This window comes from Sulfuricurvum sp. (assembly GCF_030691015.1).
Lineage (GTDB): Bacteria > Campylobacterota > Campylobacteria > Campylobacterales > Sulfurimonadaceae > Sulfuricurvum.
The window spans coordinates 1-23,626 of the sequence record NZ_JAUYFF010000005.1 but is presented as its reverse complement, the minus strand read 5'-3'; the positions used below and the strand labels follow the sequence as shown (position 1 = coordinate 23,626).

Here is a 23,626-nt window from a genome sequence, read left to right as displayed (position 1 = left end):
CAATTTTCACTCATCATAACACTTATTTTCGTTAATGCGTCGTACACACCGAGCAGACATCAAAGGTGCGAAAGATCAGCGACGCTTTGGCTATCGATTCGGCTCCGATCATCGCCTTTTGCGCTATTCCTAGATTTGAGGCTGTTCCGTTACCGAGATTCCACTGCGTCGGGGTGATAATCGAATACGATACTATTTTCCCTTTTTCGATGGTTGCACGGTGAATCAGCGATCCGCGCGGGGCTTCAATAATCCCGATCCCCTCAGCGCTGATACTCTCGATAGCGGGAGGGGGTATAAAAGAAGGCTGAGAGAGATCAAGAGATGTCAAGAGCTGTCGTACCTGAGCGCATAACGATACCATTTCCGCGACTCGGGCGCTTAAGCGTATTATTGCACTATCGCCATAGGTGCGGTACAGATCAGTGATTCCTGTGCGTTCCTGCACCAGCGCTCGTGCCAAAGGCCCCCCCTCGTAAAATTCTCCGTTGTAGAGGGCATTTTTCGCATACGTTTTCCCGCCGTGTTCAAAGGTTTGCGAATCATCTTCCGAAACCAGCGCGAAGTCGGCACTGTTTCGGATGCCGTTTGCCATCGCTACCGACTTATCCCCCAGAACCAAAAATCGGCCGTGACTTTTCCCCGTATCCAATACTTTCAACCGCTCAAAATTACGCAATACGGTTCCAAAATCCCCGCTAAGACTCAGAACTTCATTATCCCTCATCGCTTGCTCAAACACCTCAGGAGTGCACCCCAGTACCTCATCCTCGATAAACCGCTCCACATCGGAGAGAATTTTCAGCGCCTGCATTACTTCGATGTGGGTCGGATCACAGCTCACTCCTCCTGGGAGTGCATACGAACTATGAGGCCACTGCCCGCTGAAAAGGGCGCACAACTGATTAACCTGCGACGAAACATAGAGTGCTTTAAGGGCAACGGTGGGTTCTTCCCCCATCATCTTGCCGCTCTCATGGAGCATCACAAGATAGAGCCATTTGATATGGTTTTGGATCAGTTCGCATGAGAGGGTGATTTGACGAATCGCGGTTGCTTTATCACTGATACGGATCGCTACTCCCGCATTACGGTAGGCATCTTCAATCATCTTGACCGTCGCGATCAGATGCGAATGACCGCAGATACCGCAGACGCGGGGGGTGATCACCAGAGCATCGAGAGCATTGCGACCTTCCAGAATCGCCTCCATCCCCCGAAAATGCAAGAATCGGATAGCCGCATCCTGAACCGCTCCGCTTTTATCGGTTTGAAAATCGAGTACCGCTTCCCCCTCGATCCGCTCAATCAGTTCATGTGTGATCATCAATCAACCTCTCTTCCAGCCGTTTGATATGGAACGATTTTGCCGCCCCCGCTAATGCCAGATAGCTCCGCTTCGGTATTCCTATCGGCATCTCCGAGGGGATCGACATGTACGTTTTTGTCGTGAAAAGCTCCCTTTTGGGAAATGTGGGTTCGGTACATCCGACACACGGTGTTCCTGAGCGGGTTTTGGAACTCACCTCATTCCAAAGAATCTTATTGCAGCTGCCGTGGGTAAAGGGACCTTGGCACCCTTGGGCGTAAAACAGACACCCCTCTTTGGTGCCGAAATGTTCGCTGTCCACTTTCCATTCAAAATACTCATTCCGCAGACATCCGTTATGGACGAGATAGGCATATAATTCCTTCGGACGACGATATTCATCGACCGCAATAGGTTTATCAAAACGTATCATATCGATGGTAAAACTGAGCCATTTGGGATGGGCGGGACAACCGCTGAGGGTAATCACTTTTTTACGCATATCCCGCAAAGGGCCACTATCGTTTTCTTTATCAAACACTATCCCGCTGATATGTTCAGGATCATTCTCTTTAAAGATTCCGCCAAAACTAGCACAGCTCCCCATCGAGATAATATGTTTCGTTTTCAATGCCAGTGTCATCAAAAGGCTCTCCATCGCCATTCCGGCACGCTCGAAAGAGGCACTGTAGGCTCCCTCGAAAATAAGGATATCGGACTTGGGAAGTTTTTTGACCAACTGTTGCAAAGTAAAAGTACAGGGGAGGAGCGGGTGATGGAGAAATTCAACCGAATCCAAAAGTGTTCCCAACGAAGGATCGTTTAAAAAAGAGTGGGTGTTACCGTTGCAGGTGATCCCCTGTAGCCAAATGACGCGGAGTTTAGCGGGATTTGAGGGCATAGTAGATATTTTCGGCAATGGTATGCTCGTAACTCTCCAGCGGTTTAGGGAGAATATTTTCACCGTTGATAAACACCATCCCCCCCAAATATCCCATGAAAAGACCAAACGCACTGAAAAAATCCTGATCTCTCAACTCACCGCATCGTACACCCTCTTCGAAGAAGATCATCATTTCCGTTACAAAAGCGGAGACGCAGATCATCCCCTCACAGCAGTTCTGAAATACTTCCCGATTGGAGAGGTAGACCCGTAAAAAATACTCGATCGTCTCAGGTCGATCTTTGGCGATACGGAAATACATGTGGACGATCGCTTCAATCTTTTCCTGTGTACTTATCGGACTCTCATTGATTTTACGGATCTCATCACCTAGAATATTGGCGATGTAGAGGATGAGATCTTTGGCAAGCATCTCTTTGGAGGTAAAATAGTTATAAAGATTCCCGACACTCATTCCGATTTTTTCAGCGATAGAGGGCATCGTCGTTTGATAAAATCCCTCTTTGGAGAATAGCTCCAATGCTTTTGTCATAATCGAAACTTTGCGTTCTTCTTTTGTGGGACGTGCCAATGTTGTTACCTACTATACATTCGTTTTCATAATTATAGCAAATACACCTAGTTAAAGTTCACTCTTTCATAAACTATCCTGAATGAATGTTCACAAATTTAAGCGCAATGTTTGTTTAAATATATTCTATTATAATATATTTAATTAGCATGCAAATTTAAAGGGATCTATGGTGTCAAAACTTATTCTCATTGTTGATGATGAAGAGATCAATCGTGAGATGATCGGAAGCGTACTCGAAGATTTCGGTTATACCGTACTAAAAACAGGTGATGCAAAAACAGCGATTAATATGTCACTAGAGTACAAAGAGAAAATTAGCGTCATTCTCATGGATCTTGTTATGCCCGATAATGACGGGTTTTTAGCGATAGCAACAATCAAGTCACAGCGCTTTACCAAACTTATCCCCATAATGGCACTCACTGCATCAACTGACAAAGAGTCCGTCATAAAAGCTATGAATTCTGGTGCTGATGACTATCTAACCAAACCGTTTGATCCCGATGAGCTAATCTATAGAGTCCATAACCTTTGTAAAATTTCTGACTTTATCAAACGTTGGGATGTAATTGCAAAATAAATTTATGACAAGGAGAATATGATGGATAATACGCTTTATATAGAAGGGATCGATATTAAAAGTGCTTTGGGTAGAGTGGCAGGAAATGAAAAATTGCTTCGCAAACTTTTAGGACGATTTGTCGAAACACAAACCGATGCAATTACCCGCATCAAAACGGCAATAGCTTTAAATGATTTAGAGACTGCGATCAGAGAATCTCATACCATCAAAGGATTGGCAGGTAATTTCGGTGCCAATACGCTTTTTCATAATGCAGAAACTTTAGAATTCCTACTAAGGGAACCTATGAGAGATCATCTGGATGAAGTGTTGCTAACATTAGAAATAGAGTTCAAACAAATAATGAAAAAGATTACAGTATCCCTCGCAATTACTGAAGTGAGTCCACAGACCAACTTACAATAGGACTTCTACTCTATTATAAATTAAAGCATGCACTCACTTGCAACTTTATAGTGTGCTAACTCTTTCCCCGTTGCATCGATCACATGTACCGCACACGCAAGACACGGATCGAACGAGTGAACCGCGCGTAATACTTCTAACGGTGCGGATGGATCGGCAAGTTTAATCCCGATCAACGACTCCTCATACGCTCCGCGCCCCTCTTTGGCTCCCTTGGGTGAAGCATTCCATGTTGTCGGGACGACCGCCTGATAGTTGGCTATTTTCGCATCCTCGATTCGGACAAAATGCCCCAATACCCCGCGCGGTACTTCGAATATTCCCGCACCCCTCGCCTCGCTCGGGAGTTCTTCAAATACGTATTTCGTCCACGTCGTCTCATCGTAGTATTTGATATTTTCGATTAAATCACTCATCGTGTCAAACAGATAATCGCAGCAGATTTGTGCTTCCACCGCACGCGCCGCATTACGCCCGATTGTGGTAGAAAAATCAATCAACTCCATATGGGAACGTTTCATAAACCGTTCCATATAAGGACGGATAACGGGAGAGTTTTTGATGTATCCGACGATCATTCGCGCCAACGGACCGACCTCCATCACCTCACCCTCATATCTCGGAGCTTTGATCCATGTGTATTTCCCCTCTGTTTTGAGAGAGCCGTCCTCATTCAAATCCGTATAAAACGGTGTTGTCTCCCCCTCATACGGGGAGAGGGGTGCATCATTCTCATACCACGAGCGTGACGCCTCTTCGGTAATTTTGCTCGAATCAAACGGCGCTATATTCTCAAAATTATGCCCCTTAATCACACCGTTCTCAAAGAGTTGCTGCTCTTTGCCTGCTCGGTATCCGCCGCAACACATAAAGTTACCGACAGCTCGCCCTTCTCCCGCTTTAATCGAGTCGCGGTAAGCATTTACGATCATCAGCATATCGGGGATATACGCCCGTTCGATAAAATCTCTCGTCTCTTTAATGATAAACAAAAAGTCATTCAAGCGTTGAGGATTGAGCATATCCGCAACACTTGTCACCCCTCCGACGACAAGATTTTGAGGGTGGGGAGTTTTCCCCGCAAAAATCGCTACCGCTTTAGAGAGTTCACGCTGTATCCGAAGTGCTTCGAGATAGTGGTTCATATGAACCAAATTCTCCTCTGGGCTTAGACGATAGGTCTCATGCCCCCAGTAGCCGTTCGCAAAGAGCCCCAACCGCCCCGCTTTGACAAACCCTTCGAGCTTTTCTTTGATGGCTTCTAAATGCCCATCGGAGTTGCGATAGGGGTGTTCACACCATATCTGCGCATCTTCGGCGGCTTGTGCACAATCGGCACTCAAAGCGCTCGTGATATCGACGAAATCGAGTGAATGGAGGTGATAATAGTGGACAATATGATCTTGGACGAACAAGGAGAGGGTAACGAGGTTACGGATAATCTCGGCATTATGGGGTATTTCGATCCCATACGCCGCTTCCACCGCACTGATCGAAGCGCGATAATGGACGTTGGTACAGACACCGCAGATGCGCTGAGCGATCAAACCCGAATCACGAGGATCACGCCCTTTTAAGATCGTCTCGATCCCCCGAAACAGCTGTCCCGAAGCCCATGCCTCGGTAACGACATTATTCTCATCGATCTCTACCTCTATCCGTAAATGCCCCTCGATACGGGTAATAGGATCAATTACAATTTTTTTAGTGCTCATTTTCACCCTCCGGTAATTTACGATTATTCGCATATTGATCAAACGCGATTTTTCCCTGACCGCAGCCGAAACATCCATGCCCCGCCTGTACCGGCCAGCTCGTCCCCTCGTTGAATTTCACGAGTGAGCAGTTGAGATCGGCATATGGCCCTTTGCACCCCATTTCAAAAAGGCACCACCCTTTCTTCGCCCCCTCATCGCCCCATTCACGGACAAACTCATCGGCATCGTAATGCCCTCGACGTTCGCAATTATCATGAACGCGGAAGCCGTACGCCCATTCGGGACGGTTTTTACTGTCAAGTTTCGGAAACTCATCAAACATAATGTACTGCAATAGGGTTCCGACGATATTGATCGGATTGGTCGGACAACCGGGGAGGTTGATAATATCGCTACGATCTAACGCTTCCGCCACACCAACGGCACCCGTCGGATTAGGCGCGGCGGCGACAACACCGCCATCATAGGCACATGATCCCACCGCGATCACCGCTGCGGCATTTTTGGCGACGCGACGCAATAAATCGACTCCCGTCTCACCCTTCGGTCCGATCCGCAAAAATTTTCCATCCATCCCTAGAGGAACCGCCCCCTCCACGATCAAGACATATTTACCGCTGTCGTTATGGAGTATACTCTCCAGCGCGGACTCCGATTGATCCCCCGAAGCCGCCATCAGTAGCTCATGATAATCAAGTGAAATGTATTTGAGGATTAGATCGTCCACTTTGGGGTGGGAGGTTTTGATAAACGCTTCCGAATTACCCGTACAATCAGAGAGTTCGAGCCAGATGATCGGAATTTTGTTGAGTTGCGTCACCCCCTCTTCCACGACCCCTTCGAACTGCGGATGCAGATGCATCGATGCCGTGATCATCGAAACCCAACGGTTAAACTCACGACTCATCTCAAACGATTCCAACGCCTCATGGAAATTCTCAGGATTCAACTGATTTTTCGGATGAAGGGTATTGTATTTATCGATTCGTGCACGCACTTTTGCCAATTCCGCCGCCGCAGCCGCATCGAGCTTCTCTTGTTTAAGCCGTGCCGCTTCAGCAGGATCGACAGGGGTTGCACTGATAATCGCGCAGATATCTTGTTTGCATCGTCCGCAGGTACGTCCCGCTTTCGAGTGTTCTTTGAGCTCAGCGAACGACGTCACTGCATTCTCACGGATAATATCGACTAACTCCAGTTCATGCACCCCCTCACAACTACAGACGAGTTTCCCGTATTCGGACATTAAACGGTTCGAATAGAGATACGCCGCATCAATCGGCGCATCGGTTTCAATCAAACGTTTAAGGGCGAGAAGATCGATATTAGTGTTGATCCCGATAAAGCGTTTCAGCCTGTCATTATTGACGATATACTGATCGATACGATCCCCATGCGTGATCAAAATCGTTTCATTCTCACTATCTTTAGGGTTAAAATCGGTCGCGGTGACATCGGCGAACAAAAATGATCCCACTTTGAGTCCGTCGATGGAGACCTCTTCTTTAAATATTTTACTCTCCGTCCCTAGGAGATTCGCGATAGCGACATCGGCTTGGATCGTGCACTCTTTGACCCGTCCGGCAATAAATCCCCCCTCACGTAACTGTGCCGCTTCGCCGACGCAGTAAATATTCTCATCCGAGGTACGCATCCTCTCATTTACCAAAATACCTTTGTCACATTCGAGGAGGTCACGCGCGTAGGGGATATTGGGATCGATTCCGACACCGAAAATGATAAACGGATTGTCGATCTCCCCTTGCTTGGTCAATACTTTGGTTATAACATTTCCCTCAACCTCTTTATCCACGATTTGGTCGCCGAATCGGATACTTACACGGCTATCCGCTTCAAAAATACCCCGAATCAGTTCTAGCCCCTCACGGCTGATTACTTCGGAGTAGAGATAGTTTTTGCGTACCAGAAGGGTAATGCTTTGCGGAGCATCGCTTCGCATCAACGTATCGAGCAATTCCAGCGCAATCGGCCCTGCCCCGACGATGATCACATTTTTTCCGACCATCCCCTTCGCAATCGCTTCGCAATCCTTCTGACTTCGAAACGTCGCCGCATTTTTAATCCCTGAAATGTCAAAAAGTGTTTTGGGAACCGATCCGGTAGCGATAATGAGCTTATCGTAGTGAAATGCGGCATGTTCACTGAAAACCCGTTTTTGAGCGGGATCAATCGAGATGATTTTTTGATCCAGTTCCAGTTTCACTTTCGGGTGCAGTTCCAGCTCAATCGAATCAACACATGTGCAGTCTTCTACCAACTTACACAGATGGATACGATCATACGGAGGGTGTTTTTCATCAGAGACAATGACAATCTCAGATTCAGGAGCACTCTCCATAAGGGTATTGGCAATATAGACAGCGGCAATTCCGCCTCCTACGATAACAATGCGCATGCGTTACTCCTCACTCTTGTTTTGAATTTTAGCCGATTTTTTGGCGGTCGCGTACGCTTCTCGGCTTTGTTTACACGCCTCTTCCCAGACGAACCACCCCTCATTCGCCCCCTCTTCTTTAAGGGCACTGAGTTGTTTTGTCTCGCTTTGCCACAACGCCTCTTCGGGTTTGGGGCAGGCACGGACACATTCGCCGCAGTAGATGCAGAGCCACGGATTATAGCGATACGTTTTCGTCCCGTCTTCATTTTGATAGAAGAGGATCGCTCCCGGAGGACACACCTTCTCGCATTTATCACAAAAGATACACGCATCTATCCCGTATTCGATCAATCCCCGATACCCGCTCGGCAAAACAATCTCTTCGGCGGGATACTTGAGTGTACGAATGGGTCTAAAAAGGTTCAAAAATGCCTCTAGCATCGATTTAAACATCTGAGTCTCCTACTTCGCCGTACACGACATGCACGGATCGAACGAGGCGAGGATGGCAGGTGCATCGGCATACTCAGCGCCTTTAAACACCTCTATCATAGCCGGAATCGCCGAAAAGGTCGGAGTTTTGATCCGAACACGATCCAGCATATTCTGACCGCTCCCCCGTACCAGATAGAAAAGCTCTCCGCGCGGGGCTTCGACGCGAACTACCGCTTCACCGTTTGGTTTCCCTTTTGCCTTTTCCTGAATCTCTCCTACTGGGAGGTTATTCACAATATTTTGACACATTGTTATCGAGTTCACAATCTCTCGAAGACGGAGAAAATTGCGCGCATGGATGTCTCCGCTAGATTCAAGGATCATCTTGTACCCTATATCTTCGTAGGGAAAATCACTCGTTTCGGCACGAACATCGGTCGCCAACCCTGCCGCGCGAGCCAACGGTCCTAGCGCATTGTAGGTATACGCATCTTCCAACCTCAGCACCCCTACCCCTTTGTATTTCAGCGAGAGCGACCAGTTGTTATCAAACAATCCGATCAGCGCATCAATTTTACTGGTGAGTACTCCGAGATTTTTATGAATCATTGCCACCAGTTCGGGGGTCAGATCACGGTTCACCCCGCCGATGGAGATATAATCAAACTGAACACGGTTCCCGCTGATCGCCTCTTGAACGTCCATAATCAGTTCCCGATCCCCCATAATCTGCATAAAGAGAGCTTCAAATCCAGCATTCTCCGCCGTATGAGCGAGACAGAGCATATGTGAATGGATACGATCCAACTCCACCATCAGCATACGCAGATATTTGATCCGATCATTGGCGACGTATCCCAGCAGTTTTTCGACAGCTAACGTATACGAGAGGGAGTGGGTAATAGCGCAGAGACCGCAAACACGAGCAACGACATACCCCACCTGCTTGAACTCAAAACTACGGGTACACGCCAGTTCCACCCCGCGATGGACGAATCCGACATCGGCATCGACCCCGATAATCTTTTCGTTCTCACACTCAAATTTAAAACGGATTGGCTCTAGCAGAGAAATATGCTGTGACCCCAAAGGGATTTGAATCGTTTTTTTCATGATTCCCCCCTAAGCGGATGTGCCAGTGAATCTTTATCAAGATAAAGTCCGCTCTCCGCCCCATCGACGGAAAGCCCGAACATATCGACGATTTCCCGCTCCCCCATAAATGCAGAGGGGATCAGAGTGACAATCGAGGGGACAGGAGTTTCATAATCGCTCAGGGCATAATAGATCACTACTTCATCTTTTACCCCATATTGTGAAAAAATCCATTGGAGCTCAATTTTTCCCTCCCCCAAATCGATCCCGTTGACACTCAGAAAATGCCATTTTTTCGCTTCGTAAAACGCTCCGATGTCTCTCAACAGCGTCGTGAGTGTCGTTTCAATCTTTCGCATGAGGTTCCACCTTTGTTGCCATGTTCAGGCGGCTGAGTTTATTATGTATCGTCTCGATTGCACCGAAGAGTTTGAACGGTTTTTCAATCTCTTTGCTTTTCGCTTCGAGCACTTCTAACCCTTTTACCAACGCATCAATAATCAGCTGCGGCGATGCGGCACATCCGGGGACATAAACATCGACGGGGATATAACGATCGATCCCGTCTTCGACGTTATACATCCCCCGAAACACACCCCCTGTCGCCGTGCACGATCCGACCGCCACGACCACTTTAGGCTCAGGGATTTGGGAGTAGAGCTCGACGAGACGCTCACGGGAACGATAGGTCACCGGACCCGTCACGAGGAAAATATCGGACTGCTTCGGATTTCCCGTATTGATCACCCCGAAACGTTCCAGATCGTATTTGGGAGCGAGGGAAGCGAGGATTTCAATGTCACAGCCGTTACAACTCCCGGCATTGTAGTGCAATACCCACGGCGATTTTTTCCGAAAAGGGGTAAAGAATTTCATAAGAGTACCCCCGCGAGATTGAATACCGCCAGAGCCATCGCAACCGTGTAGATGATTTTCACCATCTGCGCAGGTCGGACACGGGCGGTCGCATTATCAACGAGGTTGACAAGCAAAAAGACCCCCGCGACCAACAACGCCCCAAGCCAATGGGACTCCCCACCGAAGAGGTAAATAAAACTGTAGATAAAAATATATTCGAGAAACCGCGACATATACAAAAACTCGTAAAACACCCCGCTGTACTCGATCTCGACCCCGCCGACAATCTCCTGATGGGCTTCGCCGACATCAAAAGGGGATTTTTTCACCTTGATCGGGACAATCATCAGTAATGCGGCAAACAACAGCGGCAGTTGCGTCAGATACCCCCCCGATTTGAGGATCTGCGAAACCTCGAAACTCCCGCTCACCAGATACAACCCCACCGCCACCAAAATCAGTATCGGCTCATACGCCACTACCATCAACAGTTCACGGTTTGATCCGATATGCGAATAGACGGAGCGAACGCTGTATCCCGCTAAAATGAGGAGGAGTTGAGCAAAGAGGTGGAGAAAAATAATGTAGAGAAGATTCCATCCCAAAAAGATCGCCGCGACACTGAACCATAGAACAAAGAAGTGGGCAACTGCAAGAAGTGCATGAGGGGCGTGGACGATCAGTGTCCGCTTATCGAGGAGCTTAAACATATCGTAAAACGGCTGCAAGATCGGAGGGCCTTGACGACGTTGCATCCGAGCCCGTAACACCCGCTCTCCCCCATAAACCAAGCCCCCTAAAATCGGAGCAAGTGCTATCCATACCCAGATCATGACAACGCTCCTACTATCGCTACGGCGACAAAAAGAGACCCAAATCCCCAATAGAGTATCCGTTGTAGCTTGAGGGAGGGTTCATAATAGACCAATGCGGCATTAAAGGATTCCTTTTCACCGCAATGATACGGCTGTGAGCGATCATACCGATCCATACGACGAATCAATGTGGGGAGTGCAAAGACAAAGAGCATCGGTAATGCCAACAGTACGACGAAGATATTGTGCTGCAACATAATATATCCGAGAGCCCCGATCACAATAAAAAAACTCAGCAGCACCAACGGAACATTAAAACCGTTGGGGATCGCAATCGCCTCTGAAGCTCTAATATCGGACGGGGCAGAAAGAAGAGCCGATGCCACTTTAAAATAGAGGAGTACCATCAAAGCACTTCCGACGATCAGGGAGAGGAGGATGATCAGATTGGAAGGGTGTTCTTTGAGCAATGCGGCGATGGAGCTAATCGCAAAGAGTTTCCCCATAAACAGACCGAACGGCGGGAGGGTCAACGAGACAAACCCAAAAAGGATAAAGCCCACCGTTTTAGGGGAACGCGTCACCATCCCTTTCATATCCTCAATATCTTTGGCGTGATGAAGACGCTCCAACACCCCCGCCGAGAGAAACAGCAACGCTTTGGAGAGGGCATGAAAGAGCATCAACGCCATGGCAAGGTTCATACTCTCCTCACTCCCGATAGCCGCCAACGCCATCATGAGCCCTAGCAATGCCACAGTGGAGTATCCCAAAATCTCTTTGAGCACCGAGCGTGAGAGTGCCAAATACGATGCGGCAACAAATACCAGCGCACCGATGATCGAGATGATCCCCCCGACCATACTCACGGCTAATGCAGGGGCAAGTTTGAGTATCAAATAAGGGGCAATTTTAACCATCGTCGCCGAATGGAGCATTGCACTCACAGGAGTCGGTGCGACCATCGCCCCGAGCAACCATCCCTCGAACGGGATTGAGGCTCCCTTAACCAGTGCCGCCATCGAGAGAAGTGCGATAGAGAAAAGTACCATCCCCCCCGAACTTTGTAACAGTGTATCAAACATCACCGTCTTAAACCCGATGATAGCGACCAAAGCTCCCAGTAAAATGACCACCCCGCCGATCTGATTCATCCAGAGAGCTTTGAGGGCATTGGCACGGCTCACATCATCATCTCTAAAGGCGATCAACAGATACGATGCAAGGGTCGTCATTTCAAAAAGGAAGAAAAAGAGGAGAATCGAGTTGGCGATCACGATCAGATTCATCACCGAGAGAAATACCAGCAATCCCCCGACGAAAAGACGCTTTTTGAGAGGAGAGGCCGGTTCATCCTCCATATATTTCACAGAATAGAGGACAATAATCCCCCCCACTCCATTGATAATCAAAAACATAAATTTCGAGAGACTATCCACCATAATCTCAGCCGACCCCGATTCTGGGGCAATTAACTCGATGTATCCGTACAATACCAACTGTACAGCCGCAAGTGCCATCACTTTGGGGTGGTTAAAGACTCTACCTTGATAGAGAAAAAAGAGGAGTAGGAGAACATCGGCGGCAACAATCGCTAAATTCATCGTATGGGAAAGTTGAAACGTCAACAGCCCCATCGAGGTATAAAGAGAAAAAGCACCTATGCCAAGAAAAAATAAAACCGCCGTAATAACGACATACTGAGCCCGCTGATTAGGGAGCATAAGTAATAAAATCGACGCTATAATAGGCAATAAAATAAGCGTTAATACCATATCCATCTGTCTTCCTTTAGGAACGGCTGTTGGATTATTATATCACAATGAATAGTATAAAAATGTTACGGAAATGATTTTTTTCTAATGTAAAGTAGAGGGATTGTTTTTTGAAAGATGGTGGCGGGGGGGGGACTCGAACCCCCGACCTCCGGCTTATGAGACCAGCGCTCTAACCAGCTGAGCTACCCAGCCATCTTTTGGGAAGACCGGAATTATAGTGATGGTTAACTTATTAAAAGCTTTAAAAGTAAAATATTATAAAGTAAAAAATTTAACTCACACTATTAGCTATACTTAAGCTCACTATTATTGAGTCACTATGACTAAGAGTATTGACAATTAACCCAAACTCGTGTACAATCCCGCACATAAAAATCTCATCATAAAAGGAAATGCTATGAACTTTCAACCGCTTGGAAAACGAGTCTTGGTTCAACGTCTCGAAGAGGCAACCAAAACTGCATCGGGTATCATCATCCCCGACAACGCTAAGGAAAAACCTTCGTCAGGTACCGTCGTTGCCGTTAGCACTGAAGTAGAAAACGTTTCTACCGGAGATACTGTTGTATTCGGAAAATATGCAGGAAACGAACTCACATTAGAGGGAAAAGGTTATTTGGTTATCGAAACCGACGATTTACTTGGAATTATTAAATAAAGGAAACAACTATGGCAAAAGAAATTCACTATTCAGATGACGCTCGCAATAAATTAGCCGCCGGAGTACAAAAACTGACCGATGCGGTCAAAGTGACTATGGGGCCGCGCGGTCGTAACGTCCTTATCCAACGCAGTTACGGCGCACCGCTTATCACAAAAGACGGTGTATCGGTTGCCAAAGAGGTAGAACTCAAAGACCCGCTTGAGAATATGGGAGCGCAACTCGTTAAAGAGGTTGCTTCTAACACGGCGGACGAGGCGGGAGACGGTACCACTACGGCGACCATCCTTGCCAACTCAATTTTCAAAGAGGGTTTACGTAACATCACAGCGGGAGCAAATCCTATCGAAGTAAAACGGGGAATGGATAAAGCAACCGAAGCGATTTTGGCAGAGCTTAAAGCCGCGTCACGTATCATCAACGATAAAAAAGAGATTGCGCAAGTCGCTACCATCTCTGCAAACTCCGATGAGCGTATCGGTGCGATGATCGCCGAAGCGATGGATAAAGTAGGCCGTGACGGTGTTATCACCGTTGAAGAAGCCAAAGGGATCAATGATGAACTCGACGTTGTTGAGGGGATGCAGTTTGACCGCGGTTACCTCAGCCCGTACTTCATCAATAATTCGGAAAAAATGACCGTTGAGTTGGATCATCCGTTTATCCTCCTTTTCGATCAAAAAATCTCAAACCTCAAAGACCTTTTACCGGTATTAGAGCAAGTACAAAAAAGCTCACGCCCACTCCTCATCATCGCAGAAGATGTAGAGGGTGAAGCGTTGGCAACTCTCGTGGTAAACAAATTACGCGGTGTACTCAATATCACTGCCGTTAAAGCTCCGGGATTCGGTGATCGCCGTAAAGCGATGCTCCAAGATATCGCGGTACTCACTCGTGCACAACTCATCTCTGAGGAGATCGGACGTACACTCGATAGCGCAACCGTAGCAGACCTCGGTCAAGCCTCACGTGTGGTTATCAGCAAAGACAACACAACGATCGTTGACGGAGCTGGAGATAAAGATGCGGTGAACTCACGTATCAAAGAGATCCGTACCCAAATCGAAGCGACAACGAGCGAATACGATAAAGAGAAACTTCAAGAGCGTCTTGCGAAACTCGCAGGTGGGGTTGCGGTTATCAAAGTCGGAGCAGCAACCGAAACCGAAATGAAAGAGAAAAAAGATCGCGTTGACGATGCACTCTCAGCAACCAAAGCGGCAGTTGAAGAGGGGATCGTTATCGGCGGCGGTGCGGCATTGATCCGTGCGGCGGCAAAAGTAAAACACGACCTTACCGGCGATCAAAAAATCGGATGGGAGATCATCCTCCGCGCAATCACCGCTCCGGTGAAACAAATCGCTGAAAATGCGGGATACGATGCGGGTGTTGTCGTCAACACGATCGTTTCTGCTACTAACGAAAACATCGGATTCAACGCGGCAACCGGCGAATATGTCGATATGTACGAAGCGGGAATCATCGATCCTCTCAAAGTTGAGCGTGTCGCATTGACCAACGCAACGTCGGTATCAAGTATGCTTCTCACTACCGAAGCAACAATCCACGAGATCAAAGAAGATAAACCTGCAATGCCTGATATGGGCGGTATGGGTGGAATGCCCGGTATGATGTAAGTTCAGCGTTATAAAATGACACCTATGTGTCATTTTGCTGAACTAACCCCCCTCTTTTAACCCTTCTTCGATACACTTCTTCACTAAATACTCAACGGAACATAGCCCATGCAATTATCACTAACCGACCTTATTGGTATACTCGGCGTCTTTGTCATCATTGTTGCCTATATGCTTTTGCAACTTGAAAAAATGGAGGCAAAAGATTTAAGCTTCTCCGTCTTAAATACCCTAGGAGCATTGCTGATCATCATCTCACTGCTGTATGATTGGAATCTTGCATCGTTTTTAATGGAATCGATTTGGATGTTGATTAGTGTGTACGGGATACTCAAATATTATAAACTGAAAAAGAGAGAAGAGAATGCCGCCAAAAATGACGGCAAAGAAGATTAAGCGATTTCGTTTGCTTTTTTGTTTTCCCATACGGAATGAAGGAAGGCAATCAGAATTAATCCGATACCGATAGTCCCTGTCACCATTTCGCTGATATGGGTCGTGATTTTCATCAACATAATAATCGCTAAAATACCTATCGCGTAATGGGCACCGTGTTCGAGGTAACGAAAATGTGAAAGCGTTTTATGCTCGACAAAAAAGATCGTCATACTCCGCACAAACATCGCTCCCACACCAAGCCCGATCATTATGATAAAGATGTTGCTGGTAAGGGCAAATGCTCCGATTACTCCGTCAAAACTAAAACTTGCATCGAGAACTTCAAGATAGATAAATCCAGCGATTCCGCTTTTGACCGTATCGGAAGAGAGAAAATGATCCAACATCCCCAGTAGTGAGTGAAGTAAAACTCCATACATAAATGCCAAAACAACACCGAAATCCTGTGTAATGTGTCCTAAACCGATACCAACCATAATGGCGGTAATCAACTCGATATTCGCAACCCCTGAGAAAGTTTCCATCATTTTGGACCCCTCAACAAAGGTCACCCATTTAACATCCCGCTCTTCAAAGAAAAAGTCTAAAAAGACCATGAGTAAGAATGCTCCCCCGAAAGCAAAAATGGTTGATTCAGTCGATTTGAGCACTTTTTCGTATTCATCTGGCTGATTCATCGCTACTTGGAGAGTCTCAATCATCCCCATGCCGGTCACAATCGAAACAATTGCCAGTGGGAAAACCAAACGCATACCGAAAACCGCGATCGGAATACCGAAAATAATAAACCGTTTTTGCCAAATCGGGTCCATCGTCTCTAACACTTTGGCATTGACCACCGCATTATCAAACGATAATGAGATTTCAAGGACAATCAATAAAAAGGTGATGTAGATAGCGGCAAGTCCGCCGAGGTAAAAAGCCGCAATCAGACCAATAGCCATAATTGCAAACGAGCTGTAAAAGTAGCGCATAATTTCACCCTTAAAAAAAGATGCGAAATTATAGCCGAATTAAAGAGAATCGTGCCATTGAACGAGACTGAGTCGATATCCATCTTGAACGCTAAGGACTTCATGGGAAAAATAGGGATTGCTCAAAAATACGACCATATCCCCCGCTTCGGGACGAAGGGTTATCGTAATGCCTGACTCGTCACACAGATAGTTGAACAACAGTTCTCCGCCACTGAAATGATCCTGATCGGTTGGATGGGGAGTATAAGAGGTGGTAAAAAGGACGGTCGTGAGTTTACGCTCGGGGGCAACTGGTTTGAATCCTACAATGTTTCCCTCACGATCACGAAGCTCACTTGAATCGTCCGAGTGCTTGAGATAAAACGACCCACTCTCGTAGCCAAGGACTTGAACATCGGTTGCTTTGCTCAAAGAAAGGGCAAAAAACTCCTCAATTTTACCTCTAACCGCATCAAAACGGCGATCATATACTGCTCGATGTTCCGAAGTGAGGGTATGAATATCGGTACGACGGATAGCAGTATCAAGAGAACGCCCGCGAAGCTCTGCCTGCACTGCTTTGTTATCCGATAGTGTATGAGCGGTTATCGCGCGGCATTCGGCCGGAGTGAGTACCCCCTCCAAAACCATATAGGGAAAATCGTGATAGGGGTTGGGAAGGCGCGCGGTAGGGATATCCCACCCCAGTAACTCATCGCGTGCATAGACGTAGTTACTAATTTGATGCATAATTATTTCTGTTTATCGGTCACAATATAGAGCTGTTCATGCCCAAGGCGTTTCAACACATCCATAACACCCACGAAGTTTTGAAATGCCGCCTCTTTATCGCTATAGAGGACAACCGTCATCTCTTTACCACCCTCTGTCACTTTCTGTTCAAACTCCGCTAGAGTAATCGGTGCTTTTTCATCACCCAGCATCAGCGTTCCGTCTTTTTGGATGGTAAGCTTTAGTTCCGATGGTTTATGTTCTGCGGCGGAGCCTTTAGCTTCGGGGAGATCAACGGGGATCAATCCCGTCTTAATAAACGTCGCGGTAGTCAATACCATCACCAAAAGAACGAGCATAATATCGATGAAAGGGATAACGTTGATCGTATCGATCCGTTTCATTTTCATGATTTATCCTTGTTTTTTACGGGCGTCAATTTCCCATAACGTAATAAGTCGTTCCATTTTACGAAGCAAAATATTATAAAACACGATTGCAGGGATTGCCACTACAAGCCCCATTGCAGTCGCTTTAAGTGCCAAGGCCAGACCTGTCATAATCTTTTTAGGATCAACGGCTCCAACATCACCGAGCGAATAAAAGGTAATCATAATCCCTAATACGGTTCCCAAAAGTCCCACATACGGAGCATTTGACCCGATGGTTGCAATCGTACTAACGTTATTTCCTAGATCAAGTTCTAACTCTTCTTTCGTATCATAATCACTGATACGAACTGAACCGTACGCCATAAGACGCTCAATAAAAAGCCATAAAGAGACCACACTCATAATCACTAAAATCCCGATAATCCCGTAATCTACCGCCGAATGTGCAAATTCCAACCAACTGTTATCCATTTACTATTCCCCTTTTTTTAAATTCAAGTTTGACACAAGTCCCCTCGTTAATGTGAGAAGAGATATGCAGTGCAATACCGTAACGGTCACAATAGCGCTTCACCAAATTCAAACCGATCCCATAACCGGCCATCGTCGAATCATTCTGGTAATAGCGATCGTAAATGTGCATCAAGGTGATCTCATCCATCCCGATTCCATTATCGCAAATATTGACCGTATTTTCGTGAAGTGTGATCGTGATTATAGGGTTTTTCGGTGAATATTTCACCCCGTTTTCGATTAAATTATCAATAACTTTTCCCAATCCGATCCGATCGCAGTTGACGGCATAAGACGCAACTGATACATTCCACGTCACAGAAGGATAAAGAGAGCGCAGAAATACCAATCGCTCTTCGATCACTTGAGCTAAATCAAAATGTTCGATTCTCTCCCGCTCACTCTGTTTTTTGATCATATAATCGAGTTCATTGTAACGCTCTTTTAACATCTCTGCCGCAATCTCGATCCGCTCCAGCCGCTTTAGACTTTTTTCATCACTGTGAGATTTGCGCAACATTTGGACATTGGCAGTAATCGTGTTAATCGGTAGATTCAGTTCATGAAGCGTCTCTTTGGAGAACCGCTCTAAATGGTAAAAATGCTCCCTTAGAGGGGTAATGGCGATTTTCGCCAAAATCCCCCCAACTACAAGAGTCATTATCAACGATAGAAAGGCAATGATCCCCCACTGCTCTACGCCCAATACCTGATGAACGTAATAAATTCCGGCTATTAACACACCTGTCGTAGTCACATACAGCGAGGCCAAAGCAATTTCGACATTACGAAACAAGACGATACCCCACTCCACGGATATTGACGATCAGATCAGCTCCTATCTCTTGCTTGAGGCGGTTAATATAGACCCGTATCGCCCCATCGCTAATCATTTCAGAGGGGTTCCAAAGGGTGTCCATGATCATCTCTTTGGTGACAATCTCTCCGGCATTTCGGATAAAGAGTGCCATCAGCTGATACTCCTTCAACGAAAGAGAGAGTTCTTTACCCTCCATAAGAACGCATTTGTGCAGTTCATCAAGACAGAGTTCACCGACACAGTGGCGCCCTTTCCCTTTGCTACGACGCAGCAATGCATGAAGCCGAACAAGAAGTTCGTCGGTGTTAAACGGTTTTTTGAGATAATCATCCGCCCCTATCTCGAATGCATGAGAGAGGGTTTCAATCTCTTGATGAGAAGAAAGATAGATTGTCGGGGTACGGTCATTGGCACGGCGTAACTCTTTGAGGAGTGACAACCCATCAATTAGAGGGACGTTAATGTCAAGAAGATAGAGATCAAAATGATTTTTATAAGTTTCATCGAGGGCGATTTGGCCGTTGCGGCACAGCACCACTTCAAAACCCTCCTCTTCCAGTACATCCACGATCGATTCACCAAAGAGCAAATCGTCCTCTAAAAGCAAAATCTTAGTCGACACGCTCTAAGGTCCACTTTAAAATTTCACCTGCACGCATCGGCACGACACTGCCGTAGATATCAGGAACAACGAAGTCATGTTTTACTAAGACCACCTCTTTAAACTCGGCACAGATACCGTAGATACGTTGCGCGTTATCACTCACAAAGGCTTGGAGGTTATCGAGTTTATCATGCGCGTCAAACACCTCGCACAGCAGCTGCAATGCGATAGGAGCGGTAAAGACCCCTGCTCCGCATCCGCATGATTCTTTGGCATGTTTCGGGTGCGGTGCGGAGTCGGAACCGAACATCACTTTCGGATGGGCTTCGAGGGCCACTTTCAAAAGAGCGGCACGATCTTCGGGGCGTTTGGCAATCGGTTTGCAAAACAGATGGGGACGCAACATCCCACCCGCTACGTCATCGAGAGTAATGATGAGATGGTGAACGGTAATCGTCGCATATAAATTCTCATAACGATCCAGCATAGCGACTGCATCGGCGGTCGTGATATGCTCCATAATGATTTTGAGCTTCGGAAAATGGGATGCAAGCATCTCATAAACCGACATAAACTCCGCCTCACGATCCATTACGAATCCGTTGGTCTCACCGTGAACCGAGAGGACGATTCCCAAATCAGACATCGCTTCGAGGGTTTCGCGCATAGAGTCGATATCAAAACTCGCCACTCCCCCCTCTGAGTTCGTCGTCACACCGCTCGGGTAGAGTTTGATCGCGGTGATCTCATCCTGAACACTCTCCAAAAAGACCCTGCTGTAGTTTTGGTAAAAGAGGGTCATATAGGGCTCGAAATCATCCCGACCGATCGCGTGCTTGATCCGTTTTTTATACTCTTTCACCGCTTCTAACGTCGTTACAGGCGGGACAAGGTTGGGCATCACAAGCGCACCGCTGAAGCTGTATGAGGTGAGGGGCGCTACCGTCTCCAACATCTCACCGTCACGAAGATGAAGATGCATATCGAGCGGCATGGTTAAGGTAATCGATTTCATCATTAGGCCTTCAACTGCTTCTGTGCTTCTTGGATGAGGCCGTTCAGCGCTTCTTCATACCGAATCGCTTCGGCTTGCTCCGTTGATTCAAAACGGGTTACCAATACCGGAGTCGTATTACTCGCTCGCACCAGTCCCCACCCTTTATCAAAAATAACCCTTACTCCGTCTACATCGATTATCGCTTTGATAGGCGGAAACGATGCCGGAGGAGTTTGGAGTAACTCTTTCAGTTTTGCCATCAACGGAAATTTTTCCTGCTCCGTCGTTTTCACTTTAATCTCTTCAGTCGAAAAGACATGCGGAAGTTTGGCGATTTCGGCATCCAAATCAACCCCTTCGTGAATGAGTTCAAGCATACGCAACGTTGCATAAATCGCATCGTCATACCCGAAATAGCGGTCGGCAAAAAAGACATGTCCGCTCACTTCGCACGCCAAATCGGCATGAAGTTCTTTCATTTTCACTTTGAGATTGGAGTGACCCGTTTTATACATCACCGCCGTCGCACCCCGTTCAGTGAGCGTGTCGTACATCACTTGTGAGCATTTCACCTCACCGATAACGATCGGATTTTTCATCTTGAGGGAAAACAGCAACGCCATCATGTCCCCTTTGATGTTGTTACGCGGGGTCAATACGGCAATACGGTCAGCATCACCGTCATACGCAAACGCAATATCCCCCTCTGAGGCTAGAAGTTTTTTAATATCTTCGAGGTTGTGCTCTTCGCTCGGATCGGGATGGTGGTTCGGAAAAGTACCGTCCGGCTCGACATATATCCCTTTGGTAGTGAGTTCTAGCTCTTTGAAAATTTCCTCAACCGCCAATCCAGCGACTCCGTTGCCGCAGTCATACACAATCCGTTCTTTCATTCCGCGCAAGTGACCAAATGACTCAACCATAAAGCGTTTATAGCGGCTTAGTGCATCAATTTCTACCACGTGACGTTCGACTTTAATTGGCATCTCCATTACATCGATTTTACGTCCTAACGTATAAATCTGCTCTCCAAAAAATGGTGCTTTGTTGATAGTAATTTTAAATCCATTGTATTCGCTCGGATTGTGTGAACCGGTAATCATTACCGAAGCACAAGGTGTTACCCCATCGAATTCTTGATAATTGCAAAAATAGTTGACGGGAGTAGGTACCATACCCATCCCCAGAACTTTCATCCCTCCGGCATTCAAACCAGCAGTAAGATATTCAAACAAAACAGGAGAGTGGGAACGGGCATCATAACCGACCGCAACATAGTCGCCAAATTCACGCATCTCTTCCGCCAACGCATACCCTAAACGGGTAACATTCGCGTCATTGAGCTCTTTTTCAAAAATTCCACGGATATCATACTCACGATAAATAGACATATTTTCCCTTTTCAAGCAACATTAACAAATTATACAACGTGGTGGTTAAAAGAGTCTTTTGCGGGGCAAAAAGCCCCAAAGGAAGAATAGTGAAGAAGTGTTACAACAGTGTTAAGAGGGTATTAAATGGCGCGTTTAAATTCCGGATATGCTTCAAGTCCGCATTCGCTGACATCCAGCCCTTGAACCTGATCTTCATCCGAAGCACGGAACGGTATAACTTTATTCAGAAGGTAAATAATACTAAATGATACGCTAAAGACAAACACCGCCATCACCCCAACCCCTTTAAGCTGGTTTAGGAATGTTATACCGTTTGCATAATCCGCGGCAAAAATCCCCACTGCGAGTGTCCCCCAAATGCCGTTGACCAAATGAACCGACAATGCCCCGACCGGATCATCGATGCGGAAACGGTCAAACAACGGTACAGCCAACACGACCAAAGCCCCACCGATAGCACCGATGGTAATCGCATCCAAAGTCGTATATAAATGAGGGCCTGCCGTAATCGCAACGAGCCCTCCCAGTGCACCATTGAGAATCATGGTAATATCAAAAAGTTTATAACGGATATAAATCAATACCCCAACTGAAATTGCTCCCGCAAGCCCCGCCGTATTTGTATTAAATACCGTTAATGCTACGCTGTCCGCCAACTCTTTCGTCGAAATACCACCAACGGAACCGCCGTTAAATCCAAACCATCCGATCCACAGTAACATCGCTCCTAAAACGACCAAAGGGATATTCGATGCGGGGATAACGCGGATTTGATTGCCGACATAACGTCCTTTACGCGATCCAATCACTAAAATAGCGGCAAGCAATGCCCATCCGCCCGTTGAATGGATAACGGTTGAACCCGCCAAATCGACAAAGTTCAAATCAAAAATAGTATCCTTGATCCAATCGCTTCCCCAGCTGATATTGACTGCCGTCGGATAGATCAACGCACCCATAATCACGGTAAAAAGGGTTAACGGTAAAAGGCGGGCACGTTCACCCACCCCGCCGCTCATAATGTTGATCGCTTTTCCGACAAAAGCCATCTGGAACATAAAAAATGCCCATTGGCTCATCGTACTCGAGTGAAAGTCTCCGAATGCCAAATGAAATCCGACCAAAATAAATGCCATAGAGGCCACCGCATAAATCATAACGTTGACGGTCAACACGCTGGAGACATTCTTGGTTCTCACCAAACCTGCTTCAAGCATCGCAAAACCGGGAACCATTAAGATAATAAGTGTGATCGAGAAGAGGGCAAAGAGGGTGTCAATTACGTATGCAGTATCCATGCAGCACCTTTAGTTCAAGAATAAAGGTGTGCATTATATATTCATATAAATGGATTGAAGAAGAACGATTGATTAATTTTTAATCAATCGGATTAAATTGCCTCTATGTCTGTTTCACCCGTACGGATACGGACGATTCTGCTGATGTCACTGACGAAAATTTTACCGTCACCGATTTTCCCGGTTCGTGCCGCTTCCACAACAGTATTAACCACTTGATCTACCATCGCGTCATCAACCACCATCTCCATTTTAATCTTAGGAAGAAAGTCTACGACATATTCTGCACCGCGATATAACTCGCTGTGCCCTTTTTGTCGTCCGTATCCTTTTACTTCACTTACCGTCATT

The 23,626-nt window shown here is 46.6% G+C and carries 26 protein-coding genes and 1 tRNA gene; 5 read left to right on the top strand and 22 right to left on the bottom strand.

Going from position 1 to position 23,626, the window contains the following annotated elements:
* Positions 1-31: 31 nt before the first annotated feature.
* From Q8O20_RS06070 to Q8O20_RS06060, 3 genes are read right to left on the bottom strand one after another with little or no spacing between them, the layout of a single operon-like run.
* The gene (locus tag Q8O20_RS06070) at positions 32-1,327 is read right to left on the bottom strand and encodes a nickel-dependent hydrogenase large subunit (RefSeq protein ID WP_305530428.1); all 1,296 of its coding nucleotides are present in this window, start codon (positions 1,325-1,327) and stop codon (positions 32-34) included.
* Entirely contained in the window at positions 1,314-2,210 is an 897-nt protein-coding gene (locus Q8O20_RS06065; protein WP_305530427.1) for a hydrogenase, read from the bottom strand. The genes Q8O20_RS06070 and Q8O20_RS06065 overlap by 14 nt, the downstream gene beginning before the upstream one ends.
* Positions 2,191-2,784, bottom strand: a complete 594-nt coding sequence (locus Q8O20_RS06060; RefSeq protein WP_305530426.1) for a TetR/AcrR family transcriptional regulator — start codon at positions 2,782-2,784, stop codon at positions 2,191-2,193. The genes Q8O20_RS06065 and Q8O20_RS06060 overlap by 20 nt, the downstream gene beginning before the upstream one ends.
* Positions 2,785-2,956: 172 nt before the next feature.
* Here Q8O20_RS06060 and Q8O20_RS06055 point away from each other — a divergent pair, with 172 nt between their 5' ends.
* Both Q8O20_RS06055 and Q8O20_RS06050 read left to right on the top strand, forming a co-directional pair.
* Positions 2,957-3,367, top strand: a complete 411-nt coding sequence (locus Q8O20_RS06055; protein ID WP_305530425.1) for a PleD family two-component system response regulator — start codon at positions 2,957-2,959, stop codon at positions 3,365-3,367.
* Positions 3,368-3,385: 18 nt separating this feature from the next.
* The gene (locus tag Q8O20_RS06050) at positions 3,386-3,775 is read left to right on the top strand and encodes an Hpt domain-containing protein (RefSeq protein WP_305530424.1); all 390 of its coding nucleotides are present in this window, start codon (positions 3,386-3,388) and stop codon (positions 3,773-3,775) included.
* A gap of 20 nt (positions 3,776-3,795) precedes the next feature.
* Here Q8O20_RS06050 and Q8O20_RS06045 read toward each other — a convergent pair whose 3' ends face one another.
* The 9 genes from Q8O20_RS06045 to Q8O20_RS06005 all read right to left on the bottom strand — a co-directional run bounded on the left by Q8O20_RS06045 (position 3,796) and on the right by Q8O20_RS06005 (position 13,064).
* Positions 3,796-5,490, bottom strand: coding sequence for a nickel-dependent hydrogenase large subunit (locus Q8O20_RS06045; RefSeq protein WP_305530423.1), 1,695 nt, complete (start codon positions 5,488-5,490; stop codon positions 3,796-3,798).
* Positions 5,480-7,909, bottom strand: coding sequence for a hydrogenase small subunit (locus Q8O20_RS06040; RefSeq protein ID WP_305530422.1), 2,430 nt, complete (start codon positions 7,907-7,909; stop codon positions 5,480-5,482). Before Q8O20_RS06040 ends, Q8O20_RS06045 begins: the two co-directional genes overlap by 11 nt.
* 3 nt (positions 7,910-7,912) lie before the next feature.
* Positions 7,913-8,344: a 4Fe-4S dicluster domain-containing protein gene (locus tag Q8O20_RS06035; protein ID WP_305530421.1), complete on the bottom strand. Its 432-nt coding sequence runs from the start codon at positions 8,342-8,344 to the stop codon at positions 7,913-7,915.
* A gap of 9 nt (positions 8,345-8,353) precedes the next feature.
* Entirely contained in the window at positions 8,354-9,439 is a 1,086-nt protein-coding gene (locus Q8O20_RS06030) for a nickel-dependent hydrogenase large subunit (RefSeq protein WP_305530420.1), read from the bottom strand.
* Positions 9,436-9,780, bottom strand: coding sequence for an NADH-quinone oxidoreductase subunit C (locus Q8O20_RS06025; RefSeq protein ID WP_305530419.1), 345 nt, complete (start codon positions 9,778-9,780; stop codon positions 9,436-9,438). Before Q8O20_RS06025 ends, Q8O20_RS06030 begins: the two co-directional genes overlap by 4 nt.
* Complete coding sequence (locus tag Q8O20_RS06020) at positions 9,767-10,297, bottom strand: NADH-quinone oxidoreductase subunit B family protein (protein ID WP_305530418.1); 531 nt, start codon at positions 10,295-10,297, stop codon at positions 9,767-9,769. Before Q8O20_RS06020 ends, Q8O20_RS06025 begins: the two co-directional genes overlap by 14 nt.
* Positions 10,294-11,112 carry a complex I subunit 1 family protein gene (locus Q8O20_RS06015; RefSeq protein ID WP_305530417.1) on the bottom strand — a complete coding sequence of 273 codons (819 nt, stop codon included), beginning with the start codon at positions 11,110-11,112 and terminating at the stop codon, positions 10,294-10,296. Before Q8O20_RS06015 ends, Q8O20_RS06020 begins: the two co-directional genes overlap by 4 nt.
* Positions 11,109-12,875 carry a proton-conducting transporter membrane subunit gene (locus Q8O20_RS06010; RefSeq protein ID WP_305530416.1) on the bottom strand — a complete coding sequence of 589 codons (1,767 nt, stop codon included), beginning with the start codon at positions 12,873-12,875 and terminating at the stop codon, positions 11,109-11,111. Before Q8O20_RS06010 ends, Q8O20_RS06015 begins: the two co-directional genes overlap by 4 nt.
* A 112-nt stretch (positions 12,876-12,987) precedes the next feature.
* Positions 12,988-13,064, bottom strand: a tRNA-Met gene (locus Q8O20_RS06005).
* Between the two features lie 205 nt (positions 13,065-13,269).
* On the opposite strand from Q8O20_RS06005, the gene groES reads away from it, so the two are divergent.
* The 3 genes from groES to Q8O20_RS05990 all read left to right on the top strand — a co-directional run bounded on the left by groES (position 13,270) and on the right by Q8O20_RS05990 (position 15,566).
* Positions 13,270-13,530 carry a co-chaperone GroES gene (gene groES / locus Q8O20_RS06000; protein ID WP_304741901.1) on the top strand — a complete coding sequence of 87 codons (261 nt, stop codon included), beginning with the start codon at positions 13,270-13,272 and terminating at the stop codon, positions 13,528-13,530.
* A gap of 11 nt (positions 13,531-13,541) precedes the next feature.
* On the top strand, positions 13,542-15,170 hold the full coding sequence (gene groL, locus Q8O20_RS05995) for a chaperonin GroEL (protein WP_304741903.1): 1,629 nt from the start codon (positions 13,542-13,544) through the stop codon (positions 15,168-15,170).
* A gap of 108 nt (positions 15,171-15,278) precedes the next feature.
* The gene (locus Q8O20_RS05990; protein ID WP_305530415.1) at positions 15,279-15,566 is read left to right on the top strand and encodes a hypothetical protein; all 288 of its coding nucleotides are present in this window, start codon (positions 15,279-15,281) and stop codon (positions 15,564-15,566) included.
* Here the strand turns inward: Q8O20_RS05990 and Q8O20_RS05985 are convergent.
* From Q8O20_RS05985 to Q8O20_RS05940, 10 genes are all read right to left on the bottom strand, one after another.
* Positions 15,563-16,543 carry a DUF475 domain-containing protein gene (locus Q8O20_RS05985; protein ID WP_305530414.1) on the bottom strand — a complete coding sequence of 327 codons (981 nt, stop codon included), beginning with the start codon at positions 16,541-16,543 and terminating at the stop codon, positions 15,563-15,565. The genes Q8O20_RS05990 and Q8O20_RS05985 overlap by 4 nt on opposite strands.
* A gap of 39 nt (positions 16,544-16,582) precedes the next feature.
* The gene (locus tag Q8O20_RS05980; protein ID WP_305530413.1) at positions 16,583-17,275 is read right to left on the bottom strand and encodes a 2OG-Fe(II) oxygenase; all 693 of its coding nucleotides are present in this window, start codon (positions 17,273-17,275) and stop codon (positions 16,583-16,585) included.
* Positions 17,276-17,277: 2 nt separating this feature from the next.
* Positions 17,278-17,667 (bottom strand): biopolymer transporter ExbD, encoded by a 390-nt coding sequence (locus Q8O20_RS05975; protein WP_305530412.1) that lies wholly within the window; start codon positions 17,665-17,667, stop codon positions 17,278-17,280.
* 3 nt (positions 17,668-17,670) lie between these two features.
* The gene (gene exbB / locus Q8O20_RS05970) at positions 17,671-18,120 is read right to left on the bottom strand and encodes a TonB-system energizer ExbB (RefSeq protein WP_305530411.1); all 450 of its coding nucleotides are present in this window, start codon (positions 18,118-18,120) and stop codon (positions 17,671-17,673) included.
* Complete coding sequence (locus tag Q8O20_RS05965) at positions 18,113-18,976, bottom strand: HAMP domain-containing sensor histidine kinase (RefSeq protein WP_305530410.1); 864 nt, start codon at positions 18,974-18,976, stop codon at positions 18,113-18,115. Before Q8O20_RS05965 ends, exbB begins: the two co-directional genes overlap by 8 nt.
* The gene (locus tag Q8O20_RS05960) at positions 18,948-19,604 is read right to left on the bottom strand and encodes a response regulator transcription factor (protein ID WP_305530409.1); all 657 of its coding nucleotides are present in this window, start codon (positions 19,602-19,604) and stop codon (positions 18,948-18,950) included. Before Q8O20_RS05960 ends, Q8O20_RS05965 begins: the two co-directional genes overlap by 29 nt.
* Positions 19,594-20,601: a dihydroorotase gene (gene pyrC / locus Q8O20_RS05955; RefSeq protein WP_305530478.1), complete on the bottom strand. Its 1,008-nt coding sequence runs from the start codon at positions 20,599-20,601 to the stop codon at positions 19,594-19,596. Before pyrC ends, Q8O20_RS05960 begins: the two co-directional genes overlap by 11 nt.
* A gap of 2 nt (positions 20,602-20,603) precedes the next feature.
* Positions 20,604-21,974: a phosphomannomutase/phosphoglucomutase gene (locus tag Q8O20_RS05950; protein ID WP_305530408.1), complete on the bottom strand. Its 1,371-nt coding sequence runs from the start codon at positions 21,972-21,974 to the stop codon at positions 20,604-20,606.
* Positions 21,975-22,096: 122 nt separating this feature from the next.
* A complete protein-coding gene (locus Q8O20_RS05945) occupies positions 22,097-23,275 on the bottom strand; it encodes an ammonium transporter (protein WP_305530407.1) in 1,179 nt (392 codons plus the stop codon).
* 92 nt (positions 23,276-23,367) lie between these two features.
* Positions 23,368-23,626 (bottom strand): P-II family nitrogen regulator (locus Q8O20_RS05940; RefSeq protein ID WP_305530406.1); only part of this gene is annotated, 259 nt, incomplete at its 5' end.